This is a genomic window from Cellulomonas sp. Leaf395, assembly GCF_001424125.1.
Lineage (GTDB): Bacteria > Actinomycetota > Actinomycetes > Actinomycetales > Cellulomonadaceae > Cellulomonas.
Genome location: NZ_LMQI01000001.1, coordinates 871,022 through 884,696, shown reverse-complemented (window position 1 = coordinate 884,696; position 13,675 = coordinate 871,022). Strand labels below are relative to the sequence as shown.

Below are 13,675 nucleotides of genomic sequence, written 5' to 3'. Positions count from 1 at the left end.
GATGGCGTCCCGAGGATGTGGGAGCCGCGCTCGAACCGGGGCCTCGGGAAGCTCCTTCAAGGGTGTCACGCCAACCGTTTCCGAATGGTTTCCGCAAGTTGAACAATCAACGACAGCGGCCATCAGAGGTCACTCGGTCGCGGTGGGACTCAGGCCGGGCAGCACACGGGCGCCGGACGTGGTGCGGGCCGCGCGGCCTGCACCCAGGAGACGAGCCGCGCGAGCCGGGGACGTGGTGCGCCCCCGGTCCTCGCTGTGGCGCGTTCCTCGGCGACGAGCCGCTGACGCAGCCTCGCCTCGAGCTCGCGCTCGCGCTGCTGGTGGACGACGAAGTCGAGATCCGGGTGCATCAGTCCTCCGTGACGGGCTTGCGGGCGCGGACGACGGCACCGTGCATGCCGTCCGCGACCTGGTGGGTGAACGTGACGTCCGCGTCGACGAAGCCGGCGTCAGCCAGGCCCGTGAGGTACTCGGCGCGGGACAGGGCGCCGGCGATGCAGCCGACGTAGGAGCCGCGCTCAGCGCGCTGCTCGGGGGTGAGGTGGTCCTCGGCGACGACGTCGGAGATGCCGACCCGGCCCCCGTCGGTCAGCACCCGGAACACCTCTGCCAGGACCGCGGGCTTGTCCGGCGAGAGGTTGACCACGCAGTTCGAGATGACGACGTCGACCGATCCGTCCGCGAACGGAAGGTCCTCGATCGTGCCCTTGCGGAACTCCACGTTGGTCGCGTCCGCCTTCGCCGCGTTCGCCCGCGCCAGCTCGAGCATCTCGTCGGTCATGTCGACGCCGTACGCGAAGCCGGTGGGTCCGACGCGGCGAGCCGACAGCAGCACGTCGATACCGCCGCCCGAACCGAGGTCGAGCACCCGCTCCCCCGGCGCGAGCTCCGCGACCGTGAGGGGATTGCCGCAGCCGAGCGACGCGGCGACGGCCTCGACGGGGAGGCCCGCGACGTCCGTCGCGTCGTAGAGCGCAGATCCGAAGGTCTCGTCGACCTCGGCAGCGGCGCCGCACGATCCGCCGCAACACCCCTCGTTCGTGGTCTGCACCGCAGCCAGGGCGTAGCGCTGGCGGACCTGCTCGCGGACGTCATCCATGGTGGCTCCTCAGATATCGATGCCTGTCGATGTGTACCGAAGTCGACTCTGCACCCAGACATCCATCAGTGTCAATATCGACAGCCGTCAATCTCCGCGCCATACTTGCCACATGCCTCTGGACCTGCTGCCCGTCTCGACCCCCGCCGCGTGCTGCACCCCTGCCACGAGCCCGGCGATCAGCGAGCAGGACGCCCTCCAGCTCGCCCGCACGCTCAAGGCGCTGGCCGACCCCGCACGACTGCGGCTGCTGTCGCTCATCGCCGCGCAGGACGGCGCGGAGGCCTGCGTCTGCGACCTCATCGAGCCCGTCGGCCTGAGCCAGCCGACGGTGTCGCACCATCTGAAGGTGCTCACCGACGCCGGGCTGATCACCCGGGACAAGCGCGGCGTGTGGGCCTACTTCGCGCTGGTGCCCGGGGCGCTCGAGTCGGTGACCCGCCACCTCGGTACCCACCTGACGACGAGCGCCGCGTGACCGGGCTGCGCATCGTCCCGCTGGCCGCCGAGCACTGGGCGGACGTCGAGCGCATCTACGCCGCCGGCATCGCGACCGGGCACGCCACCTTCGAGGCGGCACCGCCGACCTGGGAGTCCTTCGACGCCGCAAAGGTGCGCGAGCACCGGTTGGTGGCGCTGGACGACGACGGCCGGGTCCTCGGCTGGGCCGCCGCGTCGGCGGTGTCCGACCGGTGCGTGTACGCCGGGGTGATCGAGCACTCCGTGTACGTCGACCCGGCTGCGCGCGGGCGCGGCGTCGGCCGGGCGCTGCTCGACGCGCTGCTCGACTCGGCTGCCGCCGGAGGCGTCTGGACCGTGCAGTCCGGCATCTTCCCGGAGAACTCCGCGAGCCTCGCCCTGCACACCGCCGCAGGCTTCCGCGTCGTCGGCACCCGGGAGCGGCTCGGCCGCATGACCTACGGCCCGCTGGCAGGACGGTGGCGAGACGTCGTCCTCATGGAACGACGCCTCGCCACCGACGTCTGACGGGCGTCCGTCAGGCCGCGTCGAGCCGCGCGCGCAGCTCGTCGTCGAGCACGAGGTCGAGCGCGCCCAGCGACTCGTCGAGCTGGGCGACCGTGTGGGCCCCGACGATCGGGATGACCGGTGTCGGCCCGCCGAGCAGCCACGCGAGCGCGACCTGGTTCGCGGTGGCACCGGCGTCGCGGGCGACCTCGTGCAGCACCTCGACCCGACGCCGGCTGCTCGGGTGGTCTGCACCGCCGAACAGCGGCTTGTCGGCGCGCGTGTACGCGCCCTGGTGCAGCGGCGAGTACGCGGTCACGGCCAGCGGCGGCCGCCCGTCGACACCGGTGGACGCGGCGTAGTCGAGCAGGTCGCCGGACACCCAGTTGGACCGGAACGGCGTCGGGCTCGGGTACACGTAGCTGCCCTGCTGCTGGACGACGCCGTACGGCTCGACACCGAGGCGGGCGGCGGTCTCGCGCGCCTCGACGACGCGCCAGGTCGTGACGTTGGAGATCCCCGGCACGCCGACCACACCGTCGGCCACGAGCTTGCCGAAGGCGCCGACGGTCTCCTCCAGGGCGGTGTCGCGGTCGTCGACGTGCCCGTAGAAGACGTCGATCCGGTCGACGCCCAGGTGGCGCAGGCTCGTCGCGGCCTCGCGGTGGATGGTCTCGGCGGCCAGGCCCTGGTAGTTCGTCGGCGGCGTGCCCGACAGCGGCAGCGCCGGGTCCTTCTTGGCGGCACCGCACTTCGTCGCGATGCGGACGCTGTCCCGCAGCCCGCGCGACGCCAACCAGGCGCCGATCACGTCCTCGCTCTCGTGCCCGTGGCCGCCCGCGTCCCAGGCGTTGTAGTTGTTCGCGGTGTCGAGGAAGGTGCCGCCGGCGTCGACGAAGCGGTCGAGGACCTCGAAGGCCGTCTCGCGCGGGGTGTGCGTGCCGAAGTGCATGGTGCCCAGGCACAGGACGCTGACGTCGGTGGAGGTGGGTCCGGAGCCGATGGTGCGCTGCTGCATGGTGTTCTCCTCGTGGATCTGGTGACAGGTCCGACGCTAGGCGCGGAGCGGACCGGGAGTACGGTCCATTCCTGTGGCAGATGACCAGACCAATCGGTGGGTCGGCGACGTGCTCGTCACGATCGAGGGCGGCCAGCCGGTGCACGTCGCGCTCGAACGGGCGCTACGCGCCGCCGTCCGCGACGGCCGGCTGCGTCCCGGCGACCCGGTGCCACCGAGCAGGGCGCTGGCCCGCGACCTGGGCCTCTCGCGCTGGGTGGTGACGCAGGCGTACGGCGGCCTCGTGGCCGAGGGTGTGCTGGACGCTCGCACGGGCGCCGGCACGCGCGTCGCCGCCACCTCGTGGCCCACCCTCGCCCCCGCCCGAGCCGCCGACCCCCCGGTCCAGCTGCGGCCGCAGTTCGACCTCGGTCCGGGCGTGCCGGACCTGCGCCACCTGCCGCGTGCAGCCTGGGTCGCGGCCGTGCGGACGGCGGTCGCGTCCGCGACACCCGGGGACCTCGCGGCACCGGACCCCCGCGGCGTGCCCGCACTGCGGCGGGCGCTCGCCGAGCGGCTGGCGGTGACGCGCGCGGTGCTCGTCGATGCGGACACGGTCGTCGTGACGCACGGCGCAGCGGACGGCATGACTCGTCTGGCGCGATCGCTGAAGGCCGCCGGCCACGACGCGGTGCTCGTCGAGGACCCGAGCTGGCCGCGGTTGCGCGACGTCGCCGCGGCCGCGGGCCTGCAGCCGGTACCAGTGCCGGTGGACGCGGATGGGCTGGACGTCGACGCCCTGGTGGCAGCAGCCGTGCGCACCGGCGCGCGCGCCGCCCTGGTGACCCCCTCGCACCAGTTCCCCGTCGGCGCCGCGCTCGTCCCGGCGCGGCGCGAGGCACTCGTGCGGTGGGCCCGCTCCGTCGACGGGGTGATCGTCGAGGACGACTACGACGCCGAGTTCCGCTACGACCGCCGCCCGGTGGCGGCCCTGCGCGCGCTGGCACCCGACCGCGTCGCCCTGCTGGGCTCGCTGAGCAAGACGCTCGCCGCGGGGTTCGGCGTGGGGTGGCTGGTCCCACCCGACGACGTCCCCGCCGCGCGTGCCGGGCTCGACATCGACGCGAGCGCCCCGCCGTCGCTGCATCAGCTCGCCTGCGCCGCGCTGCTGTCCGGCGGGGGCTACGACCGACACCTACGATCCGCCCGCGGTCGGTACCGGCGCCGACGTGCGGCACTGCTCGTCGCGCTCGAGCGGCACCTGCCGGGCCTGCCCGTGACCGGACTGGCCGCGGGGCTGCACGTGGTGCTGGGGCTGCCGCCCGGCGTCGACGAGCACCACGTGGCCCGGCTGGCCGCTCGACGGGACGTCCGGGTGGTGCCGGCCGGCCGCTATCGCCTCGACGACGCGGCGTCGGCCCCGGCGCTCGTCGTCGGGTACGGGAACCTGGTCGACGCACGGCTGGACGAGGCGGTGGCCCGTCTGGCCGCTGCTGTCAGCGAGGCGGCCCGGTAGCCGCCTCCCGACGTTCAGCCCAGAGCCACCCCTTCGATCGCGGCATTCGGCTGCGGGTCGGGCAGGCGCCTCATCCGGAAGCCGTTGATCAGCCCGACGATGCCTGCGAGCAGCGGGACCAGGAGCGCGATCTGCAGGGCGCGCGGCCGGACCTCGGTGTTGATGCGCACGATCTCGGCCTGCACCTCCGGCGGTTGACCCGCGAGCGTCTCCTCCAGCTTCGTGTTGCTCATCAGCTCGGCGTCCTCCTCGAGCGCGGTGGCCACCTGGGTCTGCTCCTCGGCTGAGAGGACCGTGCTCGCGTCCGCCTGGGCGGTGAACCCGAGCGACAGGGCAGCGAGCATGACGCCTCCGGCGAAGGCGAGCCCGAACGAGAGCCCGAACGAGCCGGCGGCCGAGTTGACGCCCGCCGCCTCACTGACGCGCTCCTCTGTGATCGGCGACAGCGTGTAGTTGTTCAGCTGCGAGACGAGCAGACCGAGGCCGGAGCCCACGACGATCAGCGGGAGCACGAGGTACCAGCCGGACGTCGCGCGCGGGATCACGGGGATCAGCAGGAGGATGCCGACGACGACCAGCCCGAAGCCCACCAGGACGATCGAGGCCGGGCGGCGCCGTCCGGAGCGCTTCCCCGCGAGCAGGGCCATCGCGAACATGCTGAGCGAGAGGGGTGCGAGCGAGAGGCCGGCCGCCATCGCGTCGTACTCGAGCACCATCTGCAGGAAGATCGGCAGCGTGATCATCGCGGCGCCGAGCGTGATCTGCTGAAGCGTCTGTTGGGACACACCGACGCGGAACAGCGGGAGCCGGAACAGGTCGGGGTCGAGCAGCACCGGCTTGCCCTCGCGCTTGCGGCGCAGGAGCCACCAGACGAGTGCCGCGAGGGCGATGCCGCCGAGGGCGATCAGCGCACCGACCGCCTCGCCGCCCTCCTGCCACACGAGGATGCCGAGGACGATGCCGCCCATGGCGAGCGCGGACAGCCCCGCGCCGACGAGGTCGATCGAGCGGTCGCCCGTGAACTTCACGTCCTTGACCAGCTTGATGCCGGAGAGCACGACCACGATGATCAGCGCCTCGAGCCCGAACGCCACCCGCCACGACAGGTACGTCGTGATGAACCCACCGAGCAGCGGGCCGACCGCCGCGGCGATCGACGCGGACGCACCGACGAGCGCGTAGACCTTGACCTGCGCGCCGCCGGTGAAGTTGCCGTGGATCAACGACTGCATCGAGGGCAGCAGGAGCGACGCCCCCAGGCCGCCGATGATCGCCCAGAAGATGATCACCGCGGTGAGGCTCTGGGCCAGCATCATCGCGACCGCGCCCGTCGCGTACGCGAGCAGGCCGATCACGTACGCGCGCTTGCGACCGGCCAGGTCCCCCACCTTGCTGCCGATCAGGATGAACGCGGCCGACACGAGCGCCTCGAGCGCGATCGCCGACTGGACGCCGCTGACGGTGGTGTCCAGGTCCGCGACGACCGCCGAGATCGAGACGTTCATGAACGAGGTGTCGACCACCAGGACGAACATCGCCATCGCGAGAAGTATGGCCAGGCGCCGATCGAGCGGCGCTGCGGGCTCCGGGCCTGTGGTCATCGCTGTGCCTTCATCTGTGCAGCGTAGGAGCAGTCGGACCCGAAAGAGGACATCGGCACGGCTCTGCGTGCGCCGGATCGGCCCTCGTAGGCTGGCGGGCGTGGCAGCGGCGCCCGTGACCCTTCGCACGATGACGGCGGCCGACGTCGACGCGGTGCTCGACGTCCAGGTGCCGGGCGCCGTCCGGGCGCTCGTCGACGTGTTCCCGCAGAGCGAGTACCCGTTTCCTCGGGACGTCGTCGCCGATCGCTGGCGGCGCGAGATCGACGCGCCGGGGGTCGACTGCTGCACCGTGCGCCTGGACGACGCGCTCGTCGGCTTCGTCGCGATCCGCGGCGACGAGCTCCTGCACTTCGGGATCGCCGTCGAGCACTGGAGCACCGGCGTCGCGCAGGGTGCCCACGATGCGGCGCTCGAGCGGATGCGGACCCGCGGCGTGCAGAACGCCCGGCTCTGGGTGTTCACGGGGAACCGCCGGGCGCGACGGTTCTACGAGAGGCTCGGTTGGCGGCCGACCGCTGAGCGGACCCGGAGCACCTTCCCGCCCCGTCCGGAGCTGCTGCAGTATGTCCGCCCGACTACTTGACGGGGACGACGATCTCCTCGCCGTTGACGTCGACGTTCAGCGGCTTCGTCGTCGTCGTGTTCTCCGGAGTGCCGAAGACGGTGGTGTGCGGCACGAAGTCGGAGGTGCAGACGGCGTCGGCAGCGATCTCCTCCACCTCGACCCGCACGGAGTTCCCGCTGTTCGCGTCCTCGACGACGGAGATGCTCGACCCGACGAGCGGGCAGGTCGAGCTTCCCCACGTCACGACGGCCAGCCGGTCGCCGTTGTCGAGGTAGACCGCGCTGGTCTCACCCTCGGTGACCTCGATCTCCTCGAGCTCCGGCTCGGCCTCCCCGCCCTCCTCGGCGCCCTCGGCCGCGACAGGGACGACCGGCAGCCCGGGGAAGTCCTCGATCGCGGTGTTCGAGGCGCACCCGGACAGCGAGAGCGCCCCGAGCACCACCAGGAGCGCGCCGACGTGCCGAACCCTGAGCCGTTGTTCCATCACTGATCCCCTCGCCCGAGCCGTCGGCGCCACCGCCCACGGGCCCATAGTGCCGTGACCAGGCGCGTCAGTCACCGACTCGCCGTCGGCGAGCCTGCACTCACGCCGAGCGCACCGCCCGACCGGCGCGGGACTCGCCCAGCAGCCGCAGCACCGACGTCCCGTACTCGTCGTGGTGCTCGATGCTCACCGACAGGACGCGGCCGATCTGCCGGCGGCGCGCCCAGTCCATGACGTCGTCGACATCCTCGGCGTCGAGCACCCGCCACTGCTCGGTCTCGCTGCCGCTGGTCCAGAACTCGACGACGTACACAGGCTCGGTGACCACGGTCGACGACAGGTGCGTCAGACCACGTTCGACTCGCACGGCAGGCTCCTTCACGACGGTGGTACGCCCATCGTGGTCGGCCTGGATGAACGACCCGTGGCCGTCAGGTGGCAGCGCGGCGACAGGCGCGTCGGCATCGTTCACGCGGTCGTCATCCGGTGTCCGTTCTGCCGCATCCGTTCGACCGGCACGGTGGTCCCCATGACGACCACCGACGACCGGGACGCCGTGCGCGGCGTGTCCCGGCGACTCCTGCTGCCCATGGCCGGCCACACCGCCGGCAAGCGGTCCCCGGTCACCTGTCACCTCAAGTGCGCCGACGCGTGCTTCCACCCGGTGCCGAACACCAGCGACAACGCCTACTTCCGGGACATCGCGAGCGCGAGCCTGACGCGACGGTCGGTGCTCTGGGGCGCGGTCGCGGCCGGCGGGGCGATCGCCATCGGCTCGGCCGTGGGTGACGCGCAGCCGGCAGCCGCGTGGGGTCGACCGGCCGCAGCCACGCTCCCGTTCACCCCGATCGCGCCGGTGGCCGCCTCCGTGGACCAGCTCGTCGTGCCGGAGGGGTACCGGTGGGCGCCGATCATCCGCTGGGGCGACCCGCTGTTCTCGACGCGCGACGCGTTCGACCCGAACGCGCAGACCGCGCAGCTGCAGGAGCGCCAGTTCGGCTACAACAACGACTACCTGGACATCATCGAGGCACCGCGCGGCGACAGCGCCGTCCTCGTCGCCAACCAGGAGTACACGAACGAGAACATCATGTTCCCCCCGGCCACCACGCCCGAGGAGCTCGACGAGCAGCGGCGGACCGCGATCGCCGCGCACGGCATGGCCGTCGTGCAGCTGTACCGCAGGCGCAAGGGCACGCCGTGGACGTACGCCGTGGGCGCACCGATCAACCGGCGGATCACGGGGAACACCCCGTTCACGTTCAGCGGCCCGGCCGCCGGCTCGGCATTGCTCCGGACGGTGGAGGACCCGACGGGCACGACCGCGCGGGGCACCCTCGGCAACTGCGCGGGCGGGACCACCCCGTGGGGCACGGTGCTGTCGGGCGAGGAGAACTTCAACGGCTACTTCCGCACCGCCGGCACCAGCGCCGCCGACCTGCGCTACGGCCTCGCGGACAAGGCGACCACGCGCGGCTGGGAGTCCGTCGACCCCCGGTTCGACGCGCGGACGCCCGGCTACGAGAACGAGCCGAACCGGTTCGGGTGGATCGTCGAGGTCGACCCGCAGGACCCCCACAGCCCGCCCGTGAAGCACACCGCGCTCGGCCGGTTCAAGCACGAGGGCGCCAACGTCGTCATCGGTCGGACCGGCCGCGCGGTGGCGTACATGGGCGACGACGAGCGGTTCGACTACCTGTACAAGTTCGTCTCGACGGACACCTACCGGCCGGGTGCGAGCCAGCGCGCCCGTCGGCACAACAAGACGCTCCTGGCGTCCGGCAGCCTGTACGTCGCCCGGTTCTCCGGGGACTCGCCGGTCGAGGAGATCACCGGTACGGGGGCGCTCCCGTCGGACGGGGCCTTCGACGGCACCGGGGAGTGGCTCCCGCTCATGATCGACGGGGTCAGCCAGGTGCCCGGGTTCAGCGCCGACGAGGTCGTGGTCAACGCGCGGCTCGCCGCGGACGCGGTCGGCGCCACGAAGATGGACCGCTGCGAGGACGTCGAGCCGCACCCCACCACCGGCCGGGTCTACGTCGTCTGCACCAACAACACCGACCGCGGCAAGGTCGGCAAGGAGGGCGCGACCGAGCAGAACCCGCGCAGCGCCAACCGCGACGGCCACGTCATCGAGATCACCGAGGCGGGCGACGACGCCGCGGCGACCACCTTTGGCTGGAGCATCCTGCTGCTCTGCGGCGACCCGGCGACGAACACCTCGACGTACTTCGCGGGCTTCCCGGCCGACCAGGTCTCCCCCATCTCCTGCCCGGACAACGTCACGTTCGACTCGGCGGGGAACATGTGGCTCGCCACCGACGGTGCGCCGGGCGTCATCGGGTACTGCGACGGCCTGTTCAAGGTGCCGCTCGAGGGCCCCGAGCGCGGCCGCGTCCAGCAGTTCCTCTCGGTGCCCGCCGAGTCCGAGACGTGCGGGCCGGTGGTCCGCGACGGCGACGGCATGGTCTACGTCGCCGTGCAGCACCCCGGCGAGAACGGCACCTGGGCGCAGCAGCACTCGTTGTTCCCGGACTACGTGGCGCCAGGCACCCTCGACGGCGGACGGTGGGGCGGGCCGCGACCGAGCGTCATCCAAGTCTGGAAGCCCTGACAGCTCGACCCGGGGCCCGGCCGCTGCTCCTCGGCGGTCGGGGCCTCGTCGCGCATCGATCGTCGTCGGGGTGTGGACCGCAGCCCGGGCCCGGCCGATGATGGCGGGACGGGTGCCGAGGCGCGGAGGCTGTTCGATGATTCCGAGAGAGACGTCCGCGAGCATCGAGCTCCCCGTGGCCAGGGAGGACGCCTGGCTGGCGCTCGCCGATGCCGCCAGCCTCACCATGGAGGGCGAGGACCAGGTCCTGCACTTCGAGCACACCGACGTCGTCCTCGACTCCGTCACCGCCGGCGAGGCTGCCGGTGGATCGGGTCGATGGGAGGAGCTGGAGTTCCGCGTCGCCGCGCACCTGGTCCCGATGGGTGCTGACCGGACCCTCCTGCTGCTCACCGCCGAGGCCGTGGAGGAACCGCACGGCCTGCGTTCGACGGCGCACGCGTCGGCGGCGCACCGCCACGCCCGGCAGGACCTGGAGGCGATGGCGCTGGCCGTCGGTGGGCTGATCACCGGGCGCGACGACACCGGCGCCACGGGATGACGAGCCAGTGGATCGAGGAGCTCGAGGTGTCGCCCTAGGCGCTGCGCGAGGGGCTGATCCTGCGGTATCTCGACGCGCTGGCCTGACTTGGGCGCGCCTGACCTGCGGAAATCCCGTCTGCGGTGGTACGGATTTGACACTCGCGGAACGATTCAGTTTCACTGCTGTGGGTAGTCTCCGGTGCTCCGGAGGCCGCCCCCAGCCCGTCCACCCTCTGGTGCACGGAGCCGTCGGCCCTCGCCGACACCGACGAGAGGTCGATCGATGGACACCCGCGTGACCCGCACCTGGACCGCCGAGCCCACCGGGCTGGCCGTCATGTGCGTCACGTCCGGCTGTCCGTCCACCCGCCAGCACTGACCTGCTGCCGGGCCCCGGGCCTGGCCAGTGCACCCCGCGCGACCCGTCGCGCCCGCCTCGATCCCTCGAGCGCACCCCGCCCCGCATCGACGCTTCCGAACCCAGGAGACCTCATGTCCGATTCCGTCCCCGGCTCCGTCCCCGTCCTGCCGCCCAAGAACAGCTCCGGTCGCCGCACCGGCCTGATCGCCGCGATCGTCGTCGCGGTCCTGGTGATCGCCGGCGTGGTCGCGTACGTCGCGACGCGCGGCTCGTCCGACGACGCCGCGGGTGATGGCTCCACCGCCCCGACCGTCGTCCGCCTCGGCACGACCGACGTGTCGCAGCCGCACTGGGAGATCCTCAAGGACCTCGCCGCCGAGGAGAACATCGAGCTCGAGATCGTCGGGTTCTCCGAGTACACGCAGCCGAACCCGGCGCTGGCGGAGGGCGAGATCGACCTCAACTCGTTCCAGCACATCCTGTATCTGGCCGACCACAACAACAACACCGAGGACGACCTGCAGCCCGTCGGCTCGACGCTGATCGTGCCGCTGCCGCTGTACTCCGACAAGCACGAGGAGGTCAGCGAGTTCACCAAGGGTGAGCAGGTCGCCATCCCGAACGACGCCACCAACCAGGCGCGCGCGCTGTTCGTGCTGGAGAGCGCCGGGCTGATCGCGTTCACGGGCGAGCCCAAGGTCCCGACGCCCGACGACGTGGACACCGCGGCGTCGACCGTGGTCGTGCGCTCCGTCGAGGCCTCGCAGACCGCCGGGCTGATCGGTGACCCGGACATCGCCGGGGTCATCGTGAACAACAACTTCGCCTCCGACGCGGGCTTCGACCTCGACGACTACGTGTACGCGGACGACCCGTCGTCGGCCGGCGCCCAGCCGTACATCAACGTCATCGCAGCCCGCCCGGACGACGTCGACAACCCCGTCTACCAGCGGATCGTGGAGCTCTACCACGACCCGTCGGTGACCGAGTCGGTCGTCGAGTCGTCGGGCGGGACCGCCGTGATCGTCGAGGGCTACGACGCCGCGAAGCTCCAGCAGGTCCTCCAGGACACCCAGGCGAACCTCCAGGCCGCCGGCTGATCCCCCGCTCGGGCAGGGACCACCCCCGACCGGTCCCTGCCCGGGCGCACTCCCTGAGAGGCAGTGCGTGTCCCCCATCATCGAGTTCCGCGACGTCAGCAAGGTGTTCGAGTCCCCGTCGGGCCCCATCCGGGCCGTCGACGGCGTCGACCTGTCCATCGAGGCCGGCGAGATCTTCGGCGTCATCGGCTACTCCGGCGCCGGCAAGAGCACCCTGGTCCGCCTGATCAACGGGCTCGAGCGCGTCACGTCCGGCCAGCTGCTCGTCGACGGCGACGACGTCGCGACGCTCACCGAGCGCCAGCTGGAGCTCAAGCGCCGCGAGATCGGCATGATCTTCCAGCAGTTCAACCTGTTCTCCTCGCGGACCGTCGCGGGCAACGTCGCGTTCCCGCTCAAGGTGGCCGGCTGGCCCAAGGCGGACCGCGACCGGCGGATCGCGGAGCTGCTCGACTTCGTCGGGCTGCTCGACCGCGCGCACTCCTACCCCGACCAGCTCTCCGGCGGGCAGAAGCAGCGCGTCGGCATCGCCCGTGCGCTCGCGGCGTCGCCGAAGATCCTGCTCGCCGACGAGTCGACGAGCGCGCTGGACCCGCAGACCACGCAGGACGTCCTGCGGCTCCTGCGCAAGGTCAACACCGAGCTCGGCGTCACGATCGTCGTCATCACCCACGAGCTCGAGGTGGTCCGCGCCATCGCGGACCGCGTCGCCGTCCTGGAGGACGGGCACGTGGCCGAGCACGGGTCCGTGTTCGACATCTTCACCCAGCCGCAGGCGGAGGTCACCCGACGGTTCGTCTCGACGGTTGTCCACGACCGGCCGCGCGGCGCCAACCTGGAGCGCCTGCGGCAGACGCACGAGGGGCGCATCGTCACCGCCACGATCGCGGACGGCAGCCGGCTCGGCGCGATCCTCGCGTCCGCCGGGGCGCTGGGCGTCACGTTCGAGATCGTCTACGGCGGCATCGGCACCCTGCAGGACCAGTCGTTCGGCTCGCTGACCCTCGCGCTCGACGGACCCGACGCGGCCGTCGAGACGGTCGTCGGACGGCTCCGAGAGGTCACCACGATCGAGGAGGCCTCATGATCCCCGCCGCAGTCCCCGCGCTGCTCCCGACGGCCAACGAGTTCGACTGGTCCTTCCACGGGCCCAAGCTCGTCGAAGCGCTCGGCGAGACGCTCTACATGGTCTCGGCGACCCTGCTCATCGGCGGCATCCTCGGCCTCGCCCTCGGGCTCGCCCTCTACACGACCCGCCGCGGCGGCCTGCTCGCCAACCGCGCGGTGTTCGGCGTCGCCAACCTGCTGGTCAACATCTTCCGACCCATCCCGTTCCTCATCCTGCTGATGGTCATCGCGCCGTTCACGGTGGCCCTCATCGGGACCCGCCTGGGCAGCACCGCGATGATCGTGCCGCTGTCGTTCGCGGCGACCTTCGGCGTCTCGCGCATCGTCGAGCAGAACCTCGTCGCCATCGATCCGGGGGTCATCGAGGCGGCCCGCGCCACGGGAGCGAGCCGGTGGCGCATCGTCACCACGCTCGTCGTCCCCGAAGCGCTCGGGCCGCTGATCCTCGGCTTCACGTTCGTGTTCGTCGCGATCGTCGACATGTCCGCCCTGGCCGGGACCCTGGACGGCGGGGGCCTCGGCGCGTTCGCGCTCGACTACGGCTACAAGCGCTGGAACTACGCGGTCGTGTGGATCACGGTGATCGTCATCATCCTGCTGGTGCAGGTCGCGCAGGCGCTTGGCAACCGCCTGTCGCGCAAGGTGCTGCGCCGCTGACGTCCGGTGCCGCGCTCCCGCGCCGGCGTGGTGGGCCGATCGGGTGACGGGCGACGTCCGGT

At 71.9% G+C, this 13,675-nt stretch carries 15 protein-coding genes; 9 read left to right on the top strand and 6 right to left on the bottom strand.

Annotated features, from left to right (window positions below; translation table 11 throughout):
* Positions 1 to 149: 149 nt before the first annotated feature.
* Together ASG23_RS04060 and arsM are read right to left on the bottom strand one after the other, a co-directional pair.
* A complete protein-coding gene (locus ASG23_RS04060) occupies positions 150 to 350 on the bottom strand; it encodes a hypothetical protein (RefSeq protein WP_056020337.1) in 201 nt (66 codons plus the stop codon).
* Positions 350 to 1,099 (bottom strand): arsenite methyltransferase, encoded by a 750-nt coding sequence (gene arsM, locus ASG23_RS04055; RefSeq protein ID WP_056020334.1) that lies wholly within the window; start codon positions 1,097 to 1,099, stop codon positions 350 to 352. Before arsM ends, ASG23_RS04060 begins: the two co-directional genes overlap by 1 nt.
* 112 nt (positions 1,100 to 1,211) lie before the next feature.
* On the opposite strand from arsM, the gene ASG23_RS04050 reads away from it, so the two are divergent.
* Positions 1,212 to 1,577, top strand: a complete 366-nt coding sequence (locus tag ASG23_RS04050) for an ArsR/SmtB family transcription factor (protein WP_056020331.1) — start codon at positions 1,212 to 1,214, stop codon at positions 1,575 to 1,577.
* A gap of 5 nt (positions 1,578 to 1,582) precedes the next feature.
* Positions 1,583 to 2,086 (top strand): GNAT family N-acetyltransferase, encoded by a 504-nt coding sequence (locus ASG23_RS04045; RefSeq protein WP_442856806.1) that lies wholly within the window; start codon positions 1,583 to 1,585, stop codon positions 2,084 to 2,086.
* A gap of 10 nt (positions 2,087 to 2,096) precedes the next feature.
* On the opposite strand, the gene ASG23_RS04040 is transcribed toward ASG23_RS04045, so the two are convergent.
* Positions 2,097 to 3,083 (bottom strand): aldo/keto reductase, encoded by a 987-nt coding sequence (locus ASG23_RS04040; RefSeq protein ID WP_056020324.1) that lies wholly within the window; start codon positions 3,081 to 3,083, stop codon positions 2,097 to 2,099.
* 73 nt (positions 3,084 to 3,156) lie between these two features.
* On the opposite strand from ASG23_RS04040, the gene pdxR reads away from it, so the two are divergent.
* Entirely contained in the window at positions 3,157 to 4,578 is a 1,422-nt protein-coding gene (gene pdxR, locus ASG23_RS04035) for a MocR-like pyridoxine biosynthesis transcription factor PdxR (protein WP_056020321.1), read from the top strand.
* 14 nt (positions 4,579 to 4,592) lie between these two features.
* Here pdxR and ASG23_RS04030 read toward each other — a convergent pair whose 3' ends face one another.
* Positions 4,593 to 6,179 carry an MFS transporter gene (locus ASG23_RS04030; RefSeq protein ID WP_056020318.1) on the bottom strand — a complete coding sequence of 529 codons (1,587 nt, stop codon included), beginning with the start codon at positions 6,177 to 6,179 and terminating at the stop codon, positions 4,593 to 4,595.
* Positions 6,180 to 6,279: 100 nt separating this feature from the next.
* Here ASG23_RS04030 and ASG23_RS04025 point away from each other — a divergent pair, with 100 nt between their 5' ends.
* Positions 6,280 to 6,765, top strand: coding sequence for a GNAT family N-acetyltransferase (locus ASG23_RS04025; RefSeq protein ID WP_235520836.1), 486 nt, complete (start codon positions 6,280 to 6,282; stop codon positions 6,763 to 6,765).
* On the opposite strand, the gene ASG23_RS04020 is transcribed toward ASG23_RS04025, so the two are convergent.
* Both ASG23_RS04020 and ASG23_RS04015 read right to left on the bottom strand, forming a co-directional pair.
* Entirely contained in the window at positions 6,758 to 7,231 is a 474-nt protein-coding gene (locus ASG23_RS04020; RefSeq protein WP_157465510.1) for a hypothetical protein, read from the bottom strand. The genes ASG23_RS04025 and ASG23_RS04020 overlap by 8 nt on opposite strands.
* 100 nt (positions 7,232 to 7,331) lie before the next feature.
* A complete protein-coding gene (locus tag ASG23_RS04015) occupies positions 7,332 to 7,598 on the bottom strand; it encodes a hypothetical protein (RefSeq protein WP_056020307.1) in 267 nt (88 codons plus the stop codon).
* Between the two features lie 162 nt (positions 7,599 to 7,760).
* Between ASG23_RS04015 and ASG23_RS04010 the strand changes: the two genes are divergently transcribed.
* The 5 genes from ASG23_RS04010 to ASG23_RS03990 all read left to right on the top strand — a co-directional run bounded on the left by ASG23_RS04010 (position 7,761) and on the right by ASG23_RS03990 (position 13,613).
* Positions 7,761 to 9,845, top strand: coding sequence for a PhoX family protein (locus tag ASG23_RS04010; RefSeq protein WP_056020811.1), 2,085 nt, complete (start codon positions 7,761 to 7,763; stop codon positions 9,843 to 9,845).
* 136 nt (positions 9,846 to 9,981) lie between these two features.
* Positions 9,982 to 10,386 (top strand): hypothetical protein, encoded by a 405-nt coding sequence (locus ASG23_RS04005; protein WP_056020305.1) that lies wholly within the window; start codon positions 9,982 to 9,984, stop codon positions 10,384 to 10,386.
* A gap of 473 nt (positions 10,387 to 10,859) precedes the next feature.
* Positions 10,860 to 11,828 (top strand): MetQ/NlpA family ABC transporter substrate-binding protein, encoded by a 969-nt coding sequence (locus tag ASG23_RS04000; protein WP_056020302.1) that lies wholly within the window; start codon positions 10,860 to 10,862, stop codon positions 11,826 to 11,828.
* A gap of 67 nt (positions 11,829 to 11,895) precedes the next feature.
* On the top strand, positions 11,896 to 12,915 hold the full coding sequence (locus tag ASG23_RS03995) for a methionine ABC transporter ATP-binding protein (RefSeq protein WP_056020300.1): 1,020 nt from the start codon (positions 11,896 to 11,898) through the stop codon (positions 12,913 to 12,915).
* Entirely contained in the window at positions 12,912 to 13,613 is a 702-nt protein-coding gene (locus ASG23_RS03990) for a methionine ABC transporter permease (protein ID WP_056020297.1), read from the top strand. Before ASG23_RS03995 ends, ASG23_RS03990 begins: the two co-directional genes overlap by 4 nt.
* Positions 13,614 to 13,675 lie beyond the last annotated feature (62 nt).

Coding starts and splice junctions, on each gene's coding strand:
- ASG23_RS04020 (WP_157465510.1), bottom strand. CDS start 7,231: ATGGAACAACGGCTCAGGGTTCGGCACGTCGGCGCGCTCCTGGTGGTG.
- ASG23_RS04000 (WP_056020302.1), top strand. CDS start 10,860: ATGTCCGATTCCGTCCCCGGCTCCGTCCCCGTCCTGCCGCCCAAGAAC.
- ASG23_RS03990 (WP_056020297.1), top strand. CDS start 12,912: ATGATCCCCGCCGCAGTCCCCGCGCTGCTCCCGACGGCCAACGAGTTC.
- ASG23_RS04010 (WP_056020811.1), top strand. CDS start 7,761: ATGACGACCACCGACGACCGGGACGCCGTGCGCGGCGTGTCCCGGCGA.
- ASG23_RS04005 (WP_056020305.1), top strand. CDS start 9,982: ATGATTCCGAGAGAGACGTCCGCGAGCATCGAGCTCCCCGTGGCCAGG.
- ASG23_RS04050 (WP_056020331.1), top strand. CDS start 1,212: ATGCCTCTGGACCTGCTGCCCGTCTCGACCCCCGCCGCGTGCTGCACC.
- arsM (WP_056020334.1), bottom strand. CDS start 1,099: ATGGATGACGTCCGCGAGCAGGTCCGCCAGCGCTACGCCCTGGCTGCG.
- ASG23_RS04030 (WP_056020318.1), bottom strand. CDS start 6,179: ATGACCACAGGCCCGGAGCCCGCAGCGCCGCTCGATCGGCGCCTGGCC.
- ASG23_RS04060 (WP_056020337.1), bottom strand. CDS start 350: ATGCACCCGGATCTCGACTTCGTCGTCCACCAGCAGCGCGAGCGCGAG.
- ASG23_RS04040 (WP_056020324.1), bottom strand. CDS start 3,083: ATGCAGCAGCGCACCATCGGCTCCGGACCCACCTCCACCGACGTCAGC.